This is a genomic window from Hymenobacter piscis, assembly GCF_018760735.1.
Classification (GTDB): Bacteria; Bacteroidota; Bacteroidia; order Cytophagales; family Hymenobacteraceae; genus Hymenobacter; species Hymenobacter piscis.
In genome coordinates, this window is the sequence record NZ_JAHHZN010000012.1 from 59,228 (window position 1) to 77,268 (window position 18,041).

At 62.9% G+C, this 18,041-nt stretch carries 17 protein-coding genes; 5 read left to right on the forward strand and 12 right to left on the reverse strand.

What is annotated here, in order from left to right:
* Positions 1 to 82 precede the first annotated feature (82 nt).
* The 3 genes from gatB to alaS all read right to left on the reverse strand — a co-directional run bounded on the left by gatB (position 83) and on the right by alaS (position 5,347).
* Entirely contained in the window at positions 83 to 1,540 is a 1,458-nt protein-coding gene (gatB, locus tag KLP40_RS13570; RefSeq protein WP_215594352.1) for an Asp-tRNA(Asn)/Glu-tRNA(Gln) amidotransferase subunit GatB, read from the reverse strand.
* Between the two features lie 197 nt (positions 1,541 to 1,737).
* The gene (locus KLP40_RS13575; RefSeq protein ID WP_215594353.1) at positions 1,738 to 2,481 is read right to left on the reverse strand and encodes an energy transducer TonB; all 744 of its coding nucleotides are present in this window, start codon (positions 2,479 to 2,481) and stop codon (positions 1,738 to 1,740) included.
* Between the two features lie 136 nt (positions 2,482 to 2,617).
* Entirely contained in the window at positions 2,618 to 5,347 is a 2,730-nt protein-coding gene (gene alaS / locus KLP40_RS13580; protein WP_215594354.1) for an alanine--tRNA ligase, read from the reverse strand.
* 193 nt (positions 5,348 to 5,540) lie between these two features.
* On the opposite strand from alaS, the gene KLP40_RS13585 reads away from it, so the two are divergent.
* From KLP40_RS13585 to KLP40_RS13595, 3 genes are all read left to right on the forward strand, one after another.
* On the forward strand, positions 5,541 to 5,900 hold the full coding sequence (locus KLP40_RS13585; RefSeq protein ID WP_215594355.1) for a MerR family transcriptional regulator: 360 nt from the start codon (positions 5,541 to 5,543) through the stop codon (positions 5,898 to 5,900).
* 177 nt (positions 5,901 to 6,077) lie between these two features.
* A complete protein-coding gene (dprA, locus tag KLP40_RS13590; protein ID WP_215594356.1) occupies positions 6,078 to 7,202 on the forward strand; it encodes a DNA-processing protein DprA in 1,125 nt (374 codons plus the stop codon).
* Between the two features lie 262 nt (positions 7,203 to 7,464).
* A complete protein-coding gene (locus KLP40_RS13595; protein WP_215594357.1) occupies positions 7,465 to 8,307 on the forward strand; it encodes an aminotransferase class IV in 843 nt (280 codons plus the stop codon).
* Positions 8,308 to 8,335: 28 nt separating this feature from the next.
* Here the strand turns inward: KLP40_RS13595 and KLP40_RS13600 are convergent, their stop codons facing one another.
* Positions 8,336 to 8,530, reverse strand: a complete 195-nt coding sequence (locus tag KLP40_RS13600; protein WP_215594359.1) for a hypothetical protein — start codon at positions 8,528 to 8,530, stop codon at positions 8,336 to 8,338.
* Positions 8,531 to 8,642: 112 nt separating this feature from the next.
* Complete coding sequence (locus KLP40_RS13605; RefSeq protein WP_215594360.1) at positions 8,643 to 8,846, reverse strand: hypothetical protein; 204 nt, start codon at positions 8,844 to 8,846, stop codon at positions 8,643 to 8,645.
* Positions 8,847 to 9,004: 158 nt separating this feature from the next.
* Between KLP40_RS13605 and KLP40_RS13610 the strand changes: the two genes are divergently transcribed.
* Positions 9,005 to 10,672 (forward strand): alpha/beta fold hydrolase, encoded by a 1,668-nt coding sequence (locus tag KLP40_RS13610; protein ID WP_215594361.1) that lies wholly within the window; start codon positions 9,005 to 9,007, stop codon positions 10,670 to 10,672.
* Positions 10,673 to 10,675: 3 nt separating this feature from the next.
* On the opposite strand, the gene KLP40_RS13615 is transcribed toward KLP40_RS13610, so the two are convergent.
* The 7 genes from KLP40_RS13615 to KLP40_RS13645 form a co-directional block, all read right to left on the reverse strand.
* Entirely contained in the window at positions 10,676 to 11,287 is a 612-nt protein-coding gene (locus tag KLP40_RS13615) for a TonB family protein (protein WP_215594362.1), read from the reverse strand.
* Between the two features lie 190 nt (positions 11,288 to 11,477).
* Entirely contained in the window at positions 11,478 to 12,272 is a 795-nt protein-coding gene (locus KLP40_RS13620) for a thymidylate synthase (protein ID WP_215594363.1), read from the reverse strand.
* Positions 12,273 to 12,451: 179 nt separating this feature from the next.
* Entirely contained in the window at positions 12,452 to 13,636 is a 1,185-nt protein-coding gene (locus tag KLP40_RS13625; RefSeq protein WP_215594364.1) for an FAD-binding domain-containing protein, read from the reverse strand.
* A gap of 15 nt (positions 13,637 to 13,651) precedes the next feature.
* Positions 13,652 to 13,936 (reverse strand): TIGR03643 family protein, encoded by a 285-nt coding sequence (locus tag KLP40_RS13630; protein WP_215594365.1) that lies wholly within the window; start codon positions 13,934 to 13,936, stop codon positions 13,652 to 13,654.
* Between the two features lie 95 nt (positions 13,937 to 14,031).
* Positions 14,032 to 14,511 carry an SRPBCC family protein gene (locus tag KLP40_RS13635; RefSeq protein ID WP_215594366.1) on the reverse strand — a complete coding sequence of 160 codons (480 nt, stop codon included), beginning with the start codon at positions 14,509 to 14,511 and terminating at the stop codon, positions 14,032 to 14,034.
* A gap of 3 nt (positions 14,512 to 14,514) precedes the next feature.
* Positions 14,515 to 15,021: an energy transducer TonB gene (locus KLP40_RS13640; protein ID WP_215594367.1), complete on the reverse strand. Its 507-nt coding sequence runs from the start codon at positions 15,019 to 15,021 to the stop codon at positions 14,515 to 14,517.
* A gap of 227 nt (positions 15,022 to 15,248) precedes the next feature.
* Positions 15,249 to 15,476: a hypothetical protein gene (locus KLP40_RS13645; protein WP_215594368.1), complete on the reverse strand. Its 228-nt coding sequence runs from the start codon at positions 15,474 to 15,476 to the stop codon at positions 15,249 to 15,251.
* Between the two features lie 183 nt (positions 15,477 to 15,659).
* Between KLP40_RS13645 and KLP40_RS13650 the strand changes: the two genes are divergently transcribed.
* Positions 15,660 to 17,960, forward strand: coding sequence for an efflux RND transporter permease subunit (locus tag KLP40_RS13650; RefSeq protein ID WP_215594370.1), 2,301 nt, complete (start codon positions 15,660 to 15,662; stop codon positions 17,958 to 17,960).
* Positions 17,961 to 18,041 lie beyond the last annotated feature (81 nt).

Genomic DNA, 18,041 nt, shown 5'->3' on the forward strand with positions numbered 1-18,041 from the left:
ACGACGCCCCCGGCCGGGCCGGGGGCGTCGTGGCAATAGCGAGTCTCATAACCCACTACCAACTACTCACTACTAAACTCGCTTAGCCTTCCAGGTGCTGGCGCAGGAGCTGGTTGGCGAGTTTGGGGTCGGCCTTGCCGCCGGTGAGCTTCATCAGCTCGCCCATAAACATGCCCGTCAGGCTCTTTTTGCCGGCGCGATACTCGGCCACCTTGGCCGGGTTGGCCTCCAGCACCTGCCGGATCATGGCTTCCAGGGCTCCGGCGTCGGACTGCTGGAGCAGGCCCTGGGCTTCGGCGGCGGCGGCGGCGGTGTGCGCGGGGTTTTCCAGCAGGAACGGGAACAGCTGCTTGCTGGCTACCGAGTGGCCCACCTTGTTCTCGTCGATGAGCTGGATGATATCGGCCAGGTGCTGGGGGGTGAGCGGGAACTGGTCGAGGGTGAGGGCGCGCTCGTTGAGGTAGGCTTTCACGGGGCCGGTCACCCAGTTGGCAGCGGCTTTGGCGTTGGCCGTCAGGCGGGTCAGCGCATCAAAATAGAGCGCCACTTCCTTCTCGGCCGTGAGTACCGTGGCATCGTAATCCGAAAGGCCCAGCTCGCCGGTGAAGCGGGCGTAGAGCTGCTGGGGCAGCGCCGGCAGCTCGGCCTGCACGCGGTGCAGCCACTCGTCGGAGATGATAACGGGCGGCAGATCGGGCTCCGGGAAGTACCGGTAGTCGTTCATGGTTTCCTTGCTGCGCTGGCCGTTGGTGGTGCCGGTGGCCGCGTCGAAGCCGCGGGTTTCGGAGTCGATGATTTCGCCGGCCTCTACCAGGGCAATCTGCCGCTCAATCTCGTACTCAATGGCCCGCTGCACGTTGCGGAAGGAGTTCATGTTCTTCACCTCCACCTTCACGCCGAACTCGGTGGCGTCTTTGCGCATCACCGAAATATTGGCGTCGCAGCGCAAAGAGCCTTCCTCCATGTTGCCGTCGCAGATGCCCAGGTACTCTACCAGCTTCTTGATTTCGGCCAGGTAGGCGTAGGCTTCCTCGGCGGTCCGGATGTCGGGCTCACTCACGATTTCGATGAGCGGCACGCCGGCCCGGTTCAGGTCCACGAGGGTTTCTACCTCGCCGGCCAGGTGCATGCTCTTGCCCGCGTCCTCCTCCATGTGAATGCGCGTCACCCCGATTTTCTTTACCGAGCCGTCGGCCAGGCGGATATCCACGTGGCCGTTGTGGCAGATCGGGGTTTTGTCCTGGGTAATCTGGTAGCCCTTGGGCAGGTCGGGGTAGAAGTAGTTTTTGCGCGCAAACAGGTTGTCGCGGCGGATGTGGCAGTTGGTGGCCAGGCCCATTTTCATGGCGAATTCCACGGCCGAGTAGTTCACCTTGGGCAGCGTACCGGGGTGGCCGAGCGTAATCACGCTCAGGTTGTTGTTGGGCAGGGCGCCGTACTCGTTTTCGTCGGAGGAGTACATTTTGCTGCGCGTGAGCAGCTGGGCGTGTACTTCTAGGCCGATGACGGGCTGGTATTGGGATTTGATATTGTCGTCCATTGAATCACAGATTCGCGCTGATTGTACTGAGGGCGCTGATTTCCGGTGCAAAGTAAGCACTATTCCGCCGGAGCCCGGCAAACCGGAACTTCCAGTCTTCACGAGGTCAGGCTTCATTTTTACACACCAGATTACGCATGACGTGAAAGTTACTACCGGCTTATTTGTAAGCGCGGAGGCAGCTTCTGATTCTGAAATTACCGAATGGAAAAGGTGACAGGCACAGCGAAGAATACGGGTACCGGCAAACCCGCTTTACGAGCGGGCTCAAACTGAGCCAGCCCCTTCACCACCCGGATACTTTCGGCACCTAAGCTGGGAAACACTTGGTCCCGGACGTGTGCGTTGCGCACTTGCCCAGTTTCGTCCACGACAAAGTGCACCAGTATTCTTCCCTGTTTTCTACCGGCAAGGGCATCGACAGGATAGTGCAGATCAGCCGCTATCTTCTTCAATAAAGCCTCTACCCCACCCGGATACTGAGGCATAGCCTGTTGGTCATCACAGGTTTGCGAGTTAACATTACCCAAGGTACAGTCGGTACGTTGTTGCACTCCGGCAACGTACAGATGCCGGTGCTGTAGTCGGCCTTGCCGGTTATAGTATAGCTGAGGACCATGCCTTTTCTTTCCCAGCCTTTCCTCTTGCCACTGCAACAGGCCATTGGCCTGCCAACGGGTTGAGTGCGTTATGGTGTCGCCTTGCGGGTGGTGACTGACTTGCTCAACCTGCCGTAAATAGCCATCCATAACCGTGAAAACACTATCGGTCCAGCTGGCTGGGCCCGTGCTGTAACGGTCCACCACATATGCTACGTCATTATTTACAAATATTTCCTTGAAGCCGTAGTCCAGATAGAACGTTTTGCTCGGCTTCTGCTGAGCAATTATGGGACAGCTGGTAATCAGCAGAAACCAAGGTATAAGTACATATAACTTCATAAAGACACGTTATCAGGGAGACGGGGAAGGCAGAAAAGCATTGCGGAGTAGAGAAATATATCTGCTACTCCGCAATACATGTGCAATTTATAATGAGTAAACGGCTCACCTGCCGGCTGCCGATACCGACAGGATGCTACCCCGCCAGCTTCTCTCCCACCAGCGCCTCGGCCTTGCCGATGGCGGCCGGGAGCCCGGCGGCGTTTTTGCCGCCGGCCGTGGCGAAGAATGGCTGGCCGCCGCCCCCGCCCTGGATTTCCTTGGCCAGCTCGCGCACCAGGGTGCTGGCGTTGAGCTTGCCGCCCTTGGCCAGCTCGTCGTCGAGCATCACGGCCAGCTGGGGTTTGCCGTCGATTTCGGCGCCGAGGACGGCTACGAGGTTGGGCACGGCCTGGCGCAGGTTGAAGGCCAGGGTTTTGAGGCCGTCGGCGGAGGTGGCCTGCACTTGGGCTGCCAGGAAGCTCACGCCGTGCAGGGTTTTCACCTGGCCCACCAGCTGGTCTTTCTGCTGGTTGAGGCTCTGCTGGGCAAACTGCTCGATCTGCTTGCGCAGGGTGGCCATTTCCTCGGTTTGCTTCTCGATGCCGGGGAGGAGGTGCTGGGGGTTGCCCAGGGCCTCGCGCACCTGCGCCAGCAAATCCAGCTGCTGGTCCACGTAGGCTTCGGCGGCTTCGGCCGTTACGGCTTCCAGGCGGCGCACGCCCGCGCCCACGGCGCTTTCCGAGGTGATTTTGAAGTAGCCGATGCTGCCGGTGTTGGCCACGTGCAGGCCGCCGCACAGCTCCACCGAGTAGTTCTTATCGAAGGTAATGACGCGCACGAATTCGCCGTACTTCTCCCCGAACAGGGCCATGGCGCCCAGCGTCTTGGCTTCGTCGATGGGCACATTGCGGCGCTCGTCCAGCGGAATCTGCTGGCGGATGCGCTGGTTCACCAGCTGCTCAATCTCGCGCAGCTGCTGGTCGGTTACCTTGGTGAAGTGCGAGAAGTCGAAGCGCAGCAGCTTGTCGTTCACCAACGAGCCTTTCTGCTGCACGTGGCTGCCCAGCACCTGGCGCAAAGCGGCCTGCAGCAGGTGGGTGGCCGTGTGGTTGTTGCGGATGAGGGCGCGCCGGGCCGCGTCGGGGCGGGCCAGGAACTCGGCTTCCAGGTCCTGGGGCAACTCCAGCGTGGTGTGGATGATGAGGTCGTTTTCCTTTTTGGTGTCCAGCACGCGCACCTTGCTCAGCGGCGACTCCAGGTAGCCCGTGTCGCCAATCTGCCCGCCCGATTCGGCGTAGAACGGCGTCTGGTTGAGCACCAGCTGGTACTCGGTTTTGCCCTTCTTGTCGATTTTGCGGTAGCGCAGCAGGCGGGCCGGGGCCTCGTCGTGGTCGTAGCCCACAAACACGTTGGGGGCATCGTGCTCGGTTACCGTTACCCAGTCGCTCTGCTCGGTTTCCTGGGCGTTGCGGCTGCGGTTTTTCTGCTGCTCCAGCTCCTTCTTGAAGCCTTCCTCGTCCACGCTCAGGCCTTTTTCGCGGGCAATGAGGGCGGTGAGGTCGAGCGGGAAGCCGAAGGTGTCGCTCAGTTCGAAGGCGGTTTTGCCGTCAATCACGCCGCCGTTCTGGCGGGTGGTTTCCTCCAGGGCATCGAGGCGGCGCAGGCCGGTTTCCAGGGTTTTGAGGAAGGCAATTTCCTCTTCTTCCACCACGCGCTGCACGAAGGGTACCTGAGCTTTCAGCTCGGGGAAGATGCCGGCCATCTGGTCGGCCAGCACGGGCACCAGCTTGTAGAGGAAGGGCTGCTTCTGGTTGAGCGACGAAAACGCGTAGCGCACGGCCCGGCGCAGGATGCGCCGAATCACGTAGCCGGCCTTCACGTTGGAGGGCAGCTGGCCGTCGGCAATGGTGAAGGCGATGGTGCGGATGTGGTCGGCAATTACCCGGATGGCAATGTCCGTTTTTTGCTGAGTTGTTAGTTGCTGGTTGTCAGTTGTCCGTTCGTCCTGATGGCCCTCACTAACAACTGACAACGGAGCACTGACAACTGAGCCTGTGTATTGCAGGCCTACCTCCTTGGCAATGAACTGAATCAGCGGCTGAAACACGTCGGTGTCGTAGTTGGACTTCACGCCCGACACGGCCATCATCAGGCGCTCGAAGCCCATGCCGGTGTCCACGCTCTGCTCGGGCAGCTTGATCAGGCTCTTATCGGCCAGGCGCTGGAACTCCATGAACACGTTATTCCAGATTTCCACCACCTGCGGGTGGTCGGCGTTTACCAGCTCGCGGCCGGGCTTGGCGGCCCGCTCCTCCTCGGAGCGCAGGTCGATGTGGATTTCGGTGCAGGGGCCGCAGGGGCCGGTGTCGCCCATCTCCCAGAAGTTGTCCTTCTTGTTGCCGGGCAGAATCCGGTCGTCGGTGGTGTACTGGCGCCAGAGGTCCTGGGTTTCGGTGTCGGCGGCGGTGCCGTCGGCCTTGTCGCCCTCGAAATAGGTGACGTAGAGGCGGTCCTTTTCCAGCTTGAACACGTCGGTGAGCAGCTCCCAGGCCCAGGCAATGGCGTCTTTCTTGAAATAATCGCCAAACGACCAGTTCCCGAGCATCTCGAACATGGTGTGGTGGTAGGTGTCGTAGCCCACCTCTTCCAGGTCGTTGTGCTTGCCGCTCACGCGCAGGCACTTCTGGGTGTCGGCAATGCGCTTGAAGGGCGCGGGCTTGTTGCCCAGGAAGTAATCCTTGAACGGGGCCATGCCCGAGTTGATGAACAGCAGCGTGGGGTCGTCCTTCACCACAATCGGGGCCGAGGGCACGATGTGGTGGCCTTTGGAGGCGAAGAAGTCCAGGAATTGCTGGCGGACGTGCGAAGCGGTGGGCAGTGACATGTCGGATTGCGTGGCGGCGGGCACCGGGAATTGGCGGCCGCCGGGATTTTGGCTATTTTTCGCCTTTCCTCCGGGAAAGGCACTAGCGGCAAAGGTAAAAGGTATTGAGTATTGAGTACGGCGTAGTGAGACTTTGTTTCGGCGGCGGCTACTGTGTACTCATTACCAGCTACTATCTACTCACTACTACATCATGCCCTACAAAGACCGCGAAATCGAGAAGCAATACTTCACCATCGGCGAGGTGGCGGCCCAGTTCAACGTGGCCCCCTCGCTGATCCGGTTCTGGGAGACGGAGTTTGAGGAGCTGCGCCCCCGCAAAAGCAAGAAGGGCAACCGCCTCTACACGCCCCAGGACGTGGACGTGTTCCGCACGATTTACCACCTGGTGAAGGAGCGCGGCTACACCATCCCCGGCGCCCGCGACATGCTCAAGCAGAAAGGCCCCCAGCTCAAGGAAAAAATCGACGTCATCCAGAGCCTGGAGAAAATCCGCAAGTTCATGGTGACCATGAAAAAGGAGCTGGATGCCATTGGGAAAGCGCAGCAATGATCTGACATTCGCCTCACCCACTGGCCCCCTCTCCGAAAAAGGAGAGGGGAACTAGTTTTTAGCTTTTAAAAATTATTATTTCCTGGCTTTCTAACACCTCATAACCGGCTTTTTAGCGCTAAAAGCTAGTTTCCTCCTCTCCTTTCCGGAGAGGGGGCCAGGGGGTGAGGCGACCATATGAACGATACGTTACTTCACGAAGTCGCCCTGACGCTGTTCCCCGGCGTGGGGCCGCAGCTGACGCGGCAGCTGATGAGCTACGCCGGCTCGGCCCGCAACGCCCTGCACCTGCCGGCGGGCAAGCTGCTCAAGATTCCGGGCGTGGGACCGGCCACGGTGGGTATCCTGACCGGTAAGGCGCGCACCGAGGCCCTGAACCAGGCCGAAGCGGCCCTGCGCCGGGCCGAAAAAGAGGGTGTGCAGCTGCTCTTCTACACAAGCAAGCAGTTCCCGACCCGGCTCCGGCAGCTGCCCGACGCGCCCGTGCTGCTCTACTACCAGGGCACGGCCGACCTCAACCAGTCTAAGATTCTGGCCCTGGTGGGCACCCGCCAGGCCACCGACTACGGCCGCGAGCAAACCGAGCGGCTGGTGAAGGGCGTGGCCCCGCACCGCCCGCTCATCGTCAGCGGCCTGGCCTACGGCATTGATATTGCCGCCCACCGCGCCGCCCTGCAGGAAGGCCTGGAAACGGTGGGCGTGATGGCCACCGGCCTCGACGTGCTCTACCCCACCATCCACCGCAAAACGGCCGAAAAGATGCTCACCCAGGGCGGTCTGCTCACCGAATTCCCCTTCGGCACCCCGCCCGACAAGTACAATTTCCCCAGTCGGAACCGCATTATTGCCGGCCTCGCCGACGGCACCGTGGTGGTAGAAGCGGCCAAAAAAGGCGGGGCCCTGATTACGGCCGACCTGGCCCAGGGCTACGACCGCGACGTGCTGGCCGTGCCCGGCCCGCTGGGCTCGGCGGCTTCCGAGGGCTGTCACGAGCTTATCAAAAGCAACAAGGCCGCTCTCTATTCCGAGCCCCGCGACATCGAGCAGCTGCTCAACTGGGACCTGGCCCTGCACCTGAGCGGCCGCCCAAAAGCCCCCGCCACCTACAACCCGCTGGATTTCACGGCGGACGAATTCAGCCTGCTGCTGGTGCTGCAGGCGGCCCCGGGCCGCGAGGAGCACCTCGATACGCTGGCCTGGCAGGCGCAATTGCCGGTGCATCAGGTGGCAGGGTTGCTGCTGGGCCTGGAATTTCGCGGCGTGGTGAAGGCCCTGCCGGGCAAGCGGTTCGCGCTGGTGTAGGCTCCCCACAATAATGAAAATCGTGGAACACCAAAATGTTCCACGGGAAACCTATGCGCTGAGAGGCCGCATATCCTGCTGGAACAGCACGTTTCCAGGAGCTTAGGAAGTCAAAAATAGTTGCGCAAAATCTACTGCTGAAGGACCGCACGACCCGCACCTGGCGTTTTGTGCTGGCTGATTTAGTTGCCGCAGGCTGTCCACGGGCACCTTGGCCGCGCTTTGTTTACCTGTTCCGGCCGGCTCTGCTTTCTTTGCGGACATGATGGTGCTCTATAACGGCGGACTGCTGCCGGCCAACGCAGTCCGCTTGGCGTTGCCCAACCGGGGCCTGTTTTTCAACGACGGATTCTTCGAGACGCTGGTGTGGGCCGACGGGCGCCTGCGCTACCTCACTCAGCATTGGAACCGGATGCAGCGCGCCGCCGCCGCGCTGGGCTTGGTGCTGCCCGGGCCGCTGGCCACTCCCGAAGCCCTGACGGCCACCCTGGCCCGGCTGGTGGCGGCTCAGCCGGCGCCGGCCGGGCCGCAGCGGCTCCGGCTCCAGCTCTGGCGGTCGGGCGGCGGACTCTACGCGCCCGCGACCAGCGCGGCGGAGTGGCTGGCCACGGCCCAGCCCTTTGCGGCCCGGGAAACGCCCGTGGAATCCGCCGATTTTGCGGCCACGGTCCGGACGGCTTGCTCGCCGGTGTCGTTCTGCAAGGGTCCTAATGCCCTGCTCTACGTGCTGGCGGCCCGGGAGCGGGAACAGCGGGGCCTGGAGGAGATTCTGCTGCTCTCGGCGGAGGGCTACGTGGCCGAAGCCGGGGCAGCGGCCGTGGCCTGGATTCGCGACGGGGCGGTCTGGACACCGGCCGAAACGGCGGGCGGAGTGGCCGGTACCCGCCTGGCCCATCTGCGCGCGGCGGCCGAAAAACTGGCGCTTCCCTGGCACGCAGGCCTTTATGAGCCTGCCGCCCTACTGGCGGCCGAAGCCGTGTTTACGGCCAATGTGGCGGGCATCCGGCCGGTGCTGCGGGTGGGAGAAGCTACGTTTGCCTCCGACCATCATCCGGTACTACGGGCGCTGCGGGCGGCGGAACAGAGGCTGCTGCGCCCGGAGTAGGTGGCCCTTCCTCTTCTGCCCCTGCCCTTCAGGCCGCGAGGCAGCCGCAGCGGCAGCGCATCTCAAACCAACTGTCGAAATACTGCTGCAAATCGGCTTCCGTTACGTTGTTCTGCCGTAGCACCTCTGCCGGATTGCGGTGCCCGGCATCCAGCGAGTACAAGGCAATGAAGGCCCGGTGACGACGGCACAGGGCAGTGGCGGCAGCAGAAGAAGCGAACATAACGAAAGCGTCAGCGGTAATAGTTCAAACCATACCTCAGCTACGCAGCTGCCTGTTTACCTGGATTTTACCCGGTATCTTGGATTTTCGCTTTTCCCAAAGTGGTGGCTTTTCAGCGCCGCCGCAACTGATGGCGGTGCCGCAGCAGCAACCAGCCGGGCGTGTACTGCCGCAGGTCGTCCTCGGTCACATCGTTCTGCACCAGCACCTGCTGGCGGTCAGGAAAGTTACTTTGCAGGCAGTAGAGGGCAATCCAGGTCCGATGTTCCCGCGATAGGACGGGGATGGGGGCAGCAGCAGGGCGAGTAGCAATCATGCGGGAATGTACGCAACTTGTCCTATTCCTAGATTTACTTTTCTCAAAATGATTCCGGGAGGAGGGCCCGTTCGCGGCAGCGGGCGGCGTACTACATTTGGCTTATTCTCCCTGTACGGTTGCTGCGGGTCGTTTCTGTTTTCCTCTCTATCCTTGTTATGGCCACACTGCGTACGTTTTTTCTGCTGGCCGGCGCCGGCCTGTTGTCCGGAAGGGCGCTGGGGCAGCACTTTGTGGTGCAGGGCCGGGCCGTTGATGCCCGGCAGCAGCCCGTGCCGTTTGCCACGGTGGGCGTGCCGGGCACGGGCCGGGGCACGGCCGCCGACGAGCAGGGCAACTTCCGTCTGCAGTTGCCCGATTCCCTGCGGCCGGCCTCCTTGGTGCTATCGGCAGTGGGCTTTGCCCCCACCACCACGCCACTGGCCGCATTTGGTCCCGCGCCCCTGCTCGTGCAGCTCCCTGAGCGCGCGGTCAGCCTGCGCGAGGTAGTCATCCGGCCGGGGCAGTCGGAACCGGCCGTGGTGCTGGGACGGCCGCGTAAGGCCAACCGCCTCACCACCGACCTGTACAATGCCTACAACCTCATTGGCGCGGGCGGCCCCCGGCAAGTGGGCACCGTGCTGCCCATCAGCCAGGCCTGTGAACTCCAGGACTTCAGTTTTCAGGTGGCCTTCAACACCTTCCGGCAGGTAGAAGCGGTGCTGCACCTCTACCGTACGGCGCAGGGCCGCCCCACCGAGGCGCTGGTGCGGGGCGGCATCCCGGTGGTGGTGAGCCAGAAACGGGGCTGGGTGAACGTGGACCTGCGCGAATACCGGCTGCGTTTGCCCGCCGGGCAGGCCGTGGCGGCCACCCTGCACTGGCAACCCAACGATTCTACCGACGTCAGCCGCCAGGGTTTTGTACTGGCCGCCCGCACCGGCCGCCGCCAGCAGCGCCTGACCCGCTCCGCGCCCGCCGCGCCCTGGCAGCTCACGTCCGGCGACGCGCCGGTGTGCTACCTCACCGCCGCCGGCACGGCTCCGCCCCCACCCGATTCCGCCCCCGACGAGCCCAGCCCCCTGTTTCGGCTGATGCGGGCCGCCCGGTTTCCGCCCCGCTCCTCCCACCACTACGGCGACAGCACGGCCCTGGGCCGCACGGTGCCGGTGGCCGGGGCCCGGCTCTACTACGAAACCTACGGCCAGGGCGAGCCGCTACTGCTGCTGCACGGCAACGGGCAATCCATTGCGGCGTGGCACCGGCAGATTGCCGCGCTGGCCCGCCACTTCCGGGTGCTGGCCGTAGATACCCGGGGCCACGGCCGCAGCCTCGACGAAACCAGCGCGGAACTCACCTACGGCCTGCTGGCCGAGGATGTGCGCCAGCTGCTGGATGCGTTGCAGCTGCGCCGCGTGCGGGTGCTGGGCTGGAGCGACGGCGCCAACACCGCTCTGCACCTGGCCCGGCAGGCCCCAGACTACGTATCCGCCCTGGTGCTGGTGGGAGCCAACCTCTCGCCCGAGGCGCTGGACCCGCCCCTGCTGACGTTTCTGCAACAGCAGCTGGCGCCCCTACCGCCCACCTCAGCCGCCGCGCGCTGGCACCGGCTGCTGCTGCAGGAGCCTCACCTCCGCCCCACCGACCTGACCGGACTGCGCGTGCCCACGCTGGTACTGGCCGGGCAGCACGATGTTATTCTGGAAGCCCATACCCGGGCCCTGGCCGCCGCCCTTCCCGGGGCCCGCCTGCACATCTTTCCGGGGGCTTCGCACTTCGTGCCGCACGAGCAGCCGCAGGATTTCAACGCGCGGGTGCTGGCGTTTCTGGGGGTGCCACGCCCCTGATAACTATTGGAACACGTAGCTGATCTTCAACTCTTCTGTGGTACTGGCCGCACCGGGCTCGAAGGTGAGCTGACGCAGCAACACCCGGGCCTGTTGCTGCATAGCCTGCCGCGCGGCATCCTGTAGCTTGGCGCTGCTCTTTATTGGCACGTCCTCAAACTCGGTGAGTTGGCGCAGGTCGCTGCTCACAACCCGGCTGCTGAGGACCCGACCCGTAGCGGCCACCTGCAGCTGCACCGTTACCGAGCCCTCCATTCCACTGCGCAAGGCCAGTTCCGGGTAACGCAGGTTACGGCGCAGAAACTGTATATACACCGCATCCTCGGGCCGCAGCGGGCCGCCAGCTGCCAGCCGCTGGCCCAACCCTCGGGACAACTGTAGCGGAATCGCCGCCCGGGTATAAGTCAGGGAATCTTCCCGGAGCCGAAGCTGAAGCTGCAATGAGTCGCGGCGAAGTTGCTCCGTCAGGATGACGGCCCCGCGCGCAGCACCAAAAGGTGCCTTGGGCGCGCTCGACGTGCCGGCCTCCCACCGGTTATACACGGGGTGCTGGGCAACGGCCTCGGCTATTCCGCCCAGAAACACCATTAGTCCAACACCAATAGCACGTTTCATACAGCTGCGTTTACAGTGTGTAACGATGCTTGCCCGCGTTTATGATGCCTACTGCTGTTAGGAGCAATCTGCCTATGGCCTTCCAGCAAGCCGCCTTCGTATCAGGCGAAGTCCGGCCGAAAACGCGGGTACACGTTTCCGGCTACTGGCGTAGCTTCAGTAGTTCAACGGGCGACGCGAATACGCGTCTCTACACGGCTACCGGGGCTTTGATGGCGGGCCAGGGGTCGTAGTTTTCCAGGGTGAAGTCGTCGTACTGGAAGGCGAAGATGTCCTGCACGGCCGGGTTCAGGCGCATGGTGGGCAGCGGGCGGGGCTCCCGGGTGAGTTGCAGGCGGGCCTGCTCCAGGTGATTACTGTAGAGGTGGGTGTCGCCGCCGGTCCAGATGAACTCGCCGGGCTCCAGGCCGGTTACCTGGGCCATCATCAGCGTAAGCAGGGCGTAGCTGGCAATGTTGAAGGGCACGCCCAGGAACACGTCGGCGGAGCGCTGGTAGAGCTGGCAGCTGAGGCGGCCGTCGGCCAAGTAGAACTGGAACAGGGCGTGGCAGGGCGTCAGGCGCATCAGCGGCAAATCGGCCACGTTCCAGGCCGATACCACCATGCGGCGCGAATCGGGCTGGGTGCGCAGCAGATGCACCATCTGGGCAATCTGGTCGATGCTCTGGCCGTCGGGCGTGGCCCAGCTGCGCCACTGCTTGCCGTAGATGGGGCCCAGGTCGCCGTGCTCGTCGGCCCACTCCCGCCAGATGGTCACGCCCACATCTTCCAGCGACTGGTTGCTGGTGTCGCCGCGCAAAAACCACAGCAGCTCGTGGATGATGCTTTTCAAATGCACCTTCTTGGTCGTCACCAGCGGAAACCCCTCCTGCAGATTAAAGCGCATCTGATACCCAAACACCGACAGCGTGCCGGTGCCGGTGCGGTCGGTTTTCTGGGTGCCGTTATCGAGGATGTGCTGGAGCAGGGTGTGGTACTGGTGCATGGCGTGGGTGTGCGAAAACGGACGCGAAAGTACGGTTTCTGTTCTGAAACCATTCTATGCTCTGCCACGAGGCGGCCCGCACGGTGTATAGACGCAATATTTTGTGTCTCCTCGTTGCTGATGTTATTCAAAGCGGTTCAGACGTACCGTTCAACGACAAGACGCAAAATATTGCGTCTCTACACCGTGCCATTTATCTCCTGGCGGCGCAGCACTTTCTCGCACTTCTTCCAGTAGTTGAAGAAGCTGGGGAAATAGCCGGCTACTTCCGGCACCAGCCAGGGGCGGGCGTCGTGGGTACCGGGGTAATGGGCGGTGGTGGGGTGCTGGCGGGTGTAGATGGCCGGCACGTCGGCCAGGTGGGGCAGTTCTGTCACCTCCCCCACGAACACCTGGAGGCCGGGGATATTGTCCGTGGCCAGCTGTTGGATAAAGGTCAGCACCGCCCCGCTCACCGGGAACCGTCGGAAGTGCGAGGGCTCCAGCACCAGAATGCGGTTGGCCGGCTCGTCGGCGCGCCACTGCGGGTCGAGGTGGTAGCTGTTGTAGAGCAGCAACGGCCGGGCGGGGTCGATAACCGGGGCGGGCGTAGTGGGCAGCGGCGTTTCCAGGTCGGGCACCACGGTAGCCTGCAGCTCCGGGGGCACGGGCAGGGTGGGCAGCTCGCTGTAGGCTACATCCAAGTAAGTGTGGCGCTGCTGGCTGCCGGTGTAGTGGTTGATGTTTTCCTGGTTGCAGTAATACTGCTTGCCGGCAAACGCGCCGGCCACCCACTGCCAGCTGCAGGTGTTGCTGGCCAGGTCGCCGTCGAGCAGGTGGTAGTAGAGCCAGGCCGCCGGGGCCGACCAATGCGCCCGCCCGATGCAGCAGGCCAGACTGGCCACGTACATGCGCAGATGGTTGTGCAGGTAGCCAGTGGCGGGCAGCCGGCGCAAATACCCATCCACGGCCGCAATGCCGGTACTGGCCTCGGGCAGGGCCCGGGGCAGCTGGTGGTGCTGCGCGCCGGGCTGGGGCTGGCGCAAATCGGTGAACAGCTCGTCGCCGCGGGCCTCCCACACCCGCTGGAAATAGTCGCGCCAGCCCAGCTCGCTGGCCAGCTTCTGCATATCGTCGAAGGCGAAGCCGCGGGCCTGCAGAGCCTCGTACACCTGCCGGGTGCTGATGACGCCCCGGCTCAGGTAGGGCGACAGATACGTGAGGGCCCCGTTGAGGAAGTTGCGCGAGCGGCCGTAACGCACCGGGTCGATGGCCGCTATGCGGTCCAGAATGTCCGCGTAGCGGGTGGAGAAGCTGAGGTTGGGGGCGGCAGTGGGCTCGGGGTGGGCCTGGCCGGCGTGGAGTTTGCGCAGGTGCGTGCTCATGACGAAAAAGGGGCGCTACCGCTTGCTGAGTTTGTTGAGGGAGATGCTGCGCTGCTGGTTGCTTTTGAAGCCGTCCACGTCATCGGGGCGGAGGGCGCGGTGCTTGGTGGCGCGGCCAGTCATGCGGGCCCGCCACATCCGAAACGAGGAGGCCTTCATTTCGCGGCGCATGAGGGCAATGACGTCTTTTTCGGCCAGACCAAACTGGGTTTCAATGGCCTCGAACGGCGTGCGGTCCTCCCATCCCATTTCGATGATGCGGTCGATGTCGGCGGGAGATAAAGGGGCGTTTTCGGGCATACAGCAGCGGATAAGGGCCGGCGGGGGGGTGGCCGGCGCTTCTGCAACCGTTGGGCTTCGGGGGATGTTTCGGCGGGCACAACAGCAGCGGGCCGCTACTGCGGCGGCAGTACTTCGCGCCACTGACCGCTTTCGGCGTAGTGCCTGACCACGCGCGCCCGCTCCACCAGGAATTTCCGGAGGTAGCGTTTCAGCACCAGCGCATCCACTGCCCGGCCCAGCCAGCCCAGCGGGGAGGCAAATTCGAACACGTCCCGCATCAGGGTACCGGCATCCTGAACCTGAAAGTGGTGCTCATGGCGCATGCGTTTAAAAGCGCCCCGCTGCATTTCGTCGCAGAAATACCTCGGGGACTCAAACGCGGTGATTTTGCTCGTCAGCGTCTGCCACACGCCAAAATGCCGCGCCCGGAACGTGACGGAGTCGCCGAGCTGCAGCACGCCGCGGCGGACGCCATCGATGATTTCCTCTTGGGTTTGGCGGGCCGAAATGGTGTGCAAATCCATGCTTAGCGCCAACTGAAAACAGCGGGCCGCCGGGGCGTTGATGAATGTTTCCAGTACGATTATGGCCATCAGCTACCGAATCCCAAATGAAATTCTTGCTTCCTCCTGAGTGGCCGCCGCGGCTGGTTCAAAGCGCAGATGCTGCAGAATTTCACGCGTCTGCTGTACTATCTCAGCTTCTCCGCCGGCTCCTGGTGCAATGGTCGTTGTAAGCAACGTAACCTTAACTACCCGGCCGGTGGCGTCCACCGCCAACTGCATCCAGACTTCCCCTTCTGTCTGAGCCCGCAGTGCCGCCGCGGGGTACCGGACGGAGCGCCCCACGAAATCGAAATACGGCTGATCCTCGGGAAGCAACTGCCGGTTGCGTATCCGTGAGCCGATGCCGCGTTTGAGCGACGGATTCTTTTGCCAGTAGGCAGCCCGGCGGATAGAATCCTGCTGCGCTTTCGTGAACCTAATCTGTGGCATAGCTACCGGACGCGCCTCCCAGCGGTTGTACGTAGCCTGCGCACGAGCTTGCCCGGCGGCGGTGAGCAACAGAATTACAAACACCCAAAATACAGTCGGCAATTTCATACCCATCAATATGCTATCAATATAAAACCCCTCACGCAGTCAGCTACGGGAGGGGCTTATTACAGTGTCAGGCAACAGCTTGAACGATGTAGAGACGCAATACTTTGCGTCTCCTCGTTGCTGACGTTATTTGCCTCAAACGGCTTCAGGTCGTTCAACGAAGAGACGCAAAGTATTGCGTCTCTACATCGTAGCGGCAGCATCAAGCCGACTAACAGCAGCTCCTCTTACAGCGACTTCACGGCCGGCGCAGGCGTTACGGCGGCAGTTTTGGCGCCTTTCTTCATGCAGCACGAGGGCGTGCCGGCGGTGGCACCGGTTTTGGCGCACTTGGCGGCCATTTCGGTGGAGCAGGCTTCTTTCTTCTTGCCTTTGGCGGCGGCTTTGTCGCCTTCGTGGGCGGTGGCGGTGCCGGCGAAGGCGAACAGGCAGAGGGCGAGCAGGGCATTTTTCATGGGCGAAGACTAAGGAAACGAGGAAACAAAAGCCCGAAAGCCGGGGTTGGCTTCTGGTTGCCCTAAAGTAGCGCGGATTCGGCAGAAACCCGCGCCGGGGCGGCCCTACCTTTGCGCGGGCTGCCCCGCGGCCTTTTTCCGTTCAACGATGCGCGCGGCCCCGGCGGCGCGGTACTGGTTTCTATGCCCCTTCGCAAACTTGCGCACCTGACGCTGCTGGCCCTCGGACTGCTCACGGCCCTGGCCGTGTTCTTCGTGGCCCAGTTGCGCTTCAACTACAATTTCAACGACTTCTACCCCGCCGGCGACCCGGACCTGGACTACTACGAGCAGTACGCCAGCCGCTTCGGCAACGACAACGATTACGTGCTGCTGGGGCTGGAAGCCCCGGCCGGCCAGACGGTGTTCGAGCCCCGGTTCCTGACCAAAGTCGATTCGCTCACGCGCTTTATCCGGGCGCGGCGGCACGTCACGCAGGTATCGTCGCCGACCACGGCCAGCAACCCAGTGGTGGAAGGGCTGGGCGTGTTCAACGTGCCCTACCTGCACCCCCGGGAGCCCGAACGGCGCGCCCAGGACTCGGTGCTGGTGTACCGCACGCCGGGCTTGGTGGGCAACCTGATTTCGCGGGATGCCCGGGCCGTGACCATTCTGTTCCAGACCTCGCCTAACCTCAGCAAACCGCCCGGCGACTCGCTGCTGGCGGCCGTGCGCACGGAGCTGCAGCGCCAGGGCATCCCCGAAAACGAGTACCACCTGGCGGGCAAGATGGTGGCCCAGTCGGTGTTTGTGGACCGGCTGCAGCTGGAGCTGATGGTGTTTATGAGTCTCTCGGTGGTGCTGGTGACGGGGCTGCTGTGGCTCACGTTCCGGACCTGGTGGGGCGTGGTGCTGCCGCTGGTGGTGGTGCTGGGGGCCATTTTGTGGGGGCTGGGCGTGATGTCGGCCTTCGGGGTGAGCATAGACTTGATGACGGCCCTGCTGCCGGTGATGCTGTTCGTGGTGGGCATGTCGGATACCATCCACATCATCACGCGCTACGTCACGGAGCTGGGCTACGGGGCCAGCAAGCGGGATTCGCTGCTGATTGCCCTCAAGGAATCGGGCTTCGGCTCGGGACTTTCGGCCCTGACCACCAGCATTGGGTTTTTCACCCTGATGACCAGCACCATCCGGCCGATTTACAACTTCGGGCTGTTTACGGGCATTGCCGTGCTGCTCACCTTCGTGCTCAGCTTCACGCTGCTGCCGGCCATGCTGCTGCTGCTGCGCAAGCCCCAGCTGCGCATTCCGCGCGAAACCGGCCACAGCTGGGACGGCGTGCTGGGCCGCCTGTTCCGCACGGTGCTGGCCCGGCGGCACTGGGTGGTGGCCATCAGCGCCGTGGTGCTGGGGCTGTCGGTGGCCTCGGCTTCCACTATTCGTATCAACTCCGCATTGCTGGACGATTTGTCGAAGAACGACCCGGTGAAGCTGGATTTCAAGTTTTTCGAGCGGCAGTTTGCCGGCGTGCGACCTTTCGAGCTAAACCTCAAGCCCGGCCCCGGCCGCACCGTCTACGATTTGCAGGTGCTGCGCCAGACCGAGCAGATTGAGAACTACCTGCAACGCGACTACGGCCTGAACTTCATGGCCTCGCCCGTCACGCTCATCAAATCGGTGCGCAAAGCCCTGAACGGCGGCCTGCTGACCGAGTACCGCCTGCCCGACTCGGAGGCCGAGCTGCAGCGGCTGCTGCGCAAGGTGAAGCTGTTTCGCAAGAAGCCCGAGTTCCGGGCCTTGGCCCTGCCCGACGGCTCCGAGGGCCGCCTCACCGGCCGCATGCCCGACGTGGGCAGCATCCGGGCCGGCGAGCTGAACGCCGGCCTGCGCCGCTTCCTGCGCACGTCCGTGGACAGCACCGTGCTGCAAACCCGCCTCACCGGCTCGGCCAACCTCATCGACAAAAACAACTCAACCCTCACGCTCAACATGATTACGGGCATGAGCATCGACATTGTGATGGTGACGCTGATTGTGCTGCTGCTGTTCCGCTCGGTGCGCATGACGGTGGTGGTGCTCATCCCCAACCTGGTGCCCATCCTGATTGTGGCCGGCGTGATGGGCGCGGCCGGCGTGAGCATGAAGGTGAGCACCAGCATCATCTTCACCATTGCCTTCGGTATTGCCGTCGATGACACCATCCACTTCATCTCCAAGCTGAAACTGGTGCTGCTTAAGGAGCCCAGCCTGTTCAAAGCCGTGCGCAAAACCTACCTGATGGCCGGCAAAGCCGTCATCGTCACCTCCCTGATTCTGGTGGGCGGCTTCTCCACGCTGATCTTTTCGTCCTTCGACGGCACGTTCTACGTGGGCCTGCTGATTGGGCTGACCTTGCTGTTTGGGGTGGTGGCCGAGCTGACCCTGCTACCGATTCTGATTCTGGCGTTCTACCGCCACAAGCCCAAGGAAATCCGGCAGCCGGTGCCGGCGTTGGGGGGATGAAACTTTCATTTGAAGCCTCAAAGACTGTAGGGGATTTTCATTTTTCAGGCGCAATTCCCTACAGGGTGTGTAGGGAATTGC